This window comes from Deltaproteobacteria bacterium GWC2_65_14 (assembly GCA_001797615.1).
GTDB lineage: Bacteria > Desulfobacterota > Deferrimicrobia > Deferrimicrobiales > Deferrimicrobiaceae > GWC2-65-14.
This window is the reverse complement of record MGPV01000005.1, coordinates 7,059-8,123: the sequence shown is the minus strand read 5'-3', so window position 1 is coordinate 8,123 and position 1,065 is coordinate 7,059. Positions and strand designations below refer to the sequence as shown.

Sequence of the window (1,065 nt, the reverse complement as noted above, 5' to 3'; positions counted from 1 at the left end):
GAATTGTTCGCGCAGGGAATCCATAACGCGAGCCCGCGAAAAAACAGCCCGTTCGTCGCGATCAACTGCGCGGCCTTTCCGGAATCGTTGCTGGAGAGCGAGCTCTTCGGCCACGAGGAAGGGGCGTTCAGCGGTTCGAAGCGGGGCGGAAAGACAGGCTTGTTCGAAGCGGCCCACACCGGCACGATCTTCCTGGATGAGATCGGGGACATGCCTTTTTCACTCCAAACCCGCCTGCTTCGTGTCCTTCAGGAAAAAGAGATTCTCCGGGTGGGAAGCAACGAACCGATGCATGTGGATATCCGCGTCATTGCCGCCACCAATCGCGTCCTTAAGCAGAACGTTATCGATGGGAACTTCCGGGAAGACCTGTTTTATCGTTTGAATATACTTTGCATCAACCTGCCACCGCTGCGAGAACGCATCGACGATTTGCCGATCATCGCTTCCCGGTTGTTGAACAATGCCTTCCGTCGTCTTGGGTCGAATCTCGTGGAGGAAAAGTTGCTGGAGTTTTTATTGCCGTATTTCACGAAATATTCCTGGCCGGGGAATATCCGGGAGCTGGAAAACGTGGTCGAACGGCTCGCGCACTACCACGTGGACAGAGGACTTCCGAACATTGTGGACATCCCTCACCTGCGCAGCATAATTCCTGAAATATTCGATGAAATGCCTCCGCAAGACGAAAAGAAAAACGATACATCGCTATTGAAATCAGTGAGTAAAGCAACTGAGGCGATGCACATCGAAAGGGTGGTTTCAGAGTGCGGTGGAAATTATAACGAAGCCGCAAAGAAGCTGGGGATCAGTCGAACCACGCTATGGAGAAGGTTGAATAAGACGATGTGATCGATATATCATCGCGAATTTTACCGGATCGCTTCGATCACCAACTCCGCCAGGTCCACGGTCCTTACTTTCTCATCCATGTTCTTCAACTTGATTCCGTCCTCCATCATGGTGAGACAGTAAGGGCAGGCGGTTGCGATGAATCCCGGACCGGTGTCCAGCGCATCCTCCGTCCGACGGATGTTGATCCGCTCCCCGAGGCGTTCTTCCATC

At 53.0% G+C, this 1,065-nt stretch carries 1 protein-coding gene and 1 pseudogene (1 of these 2 cut by a window edge); one reads left to right on the top strand and one right to left on the bottom strand.

Annotated elements, in window-relative coordinates; all coding sequences use genetic code 11:
- The first annotated feature begins 3 nt into the window (after positions 1-3).
- Positions 4-852, top strand: coding sequence for a hypothetical protein (locus tag A2X88_06530; GenBank protein OGP35712.1), 849 nt, complete (start codon positions 4-6; stop codon positions 850-852).
- Positions 853-872: 20 nt separating this feature from the next.
- On the opposite strand, the pseudogene A2X88_06525 reads toward A2X88_06530, so the two are convergent.
- Positions 873-1,065 (bottom strand): annotated as a pseudogene (locus A2X88_06525) (hypothetical protein); it runs 1,793 nt beyond the window's last position.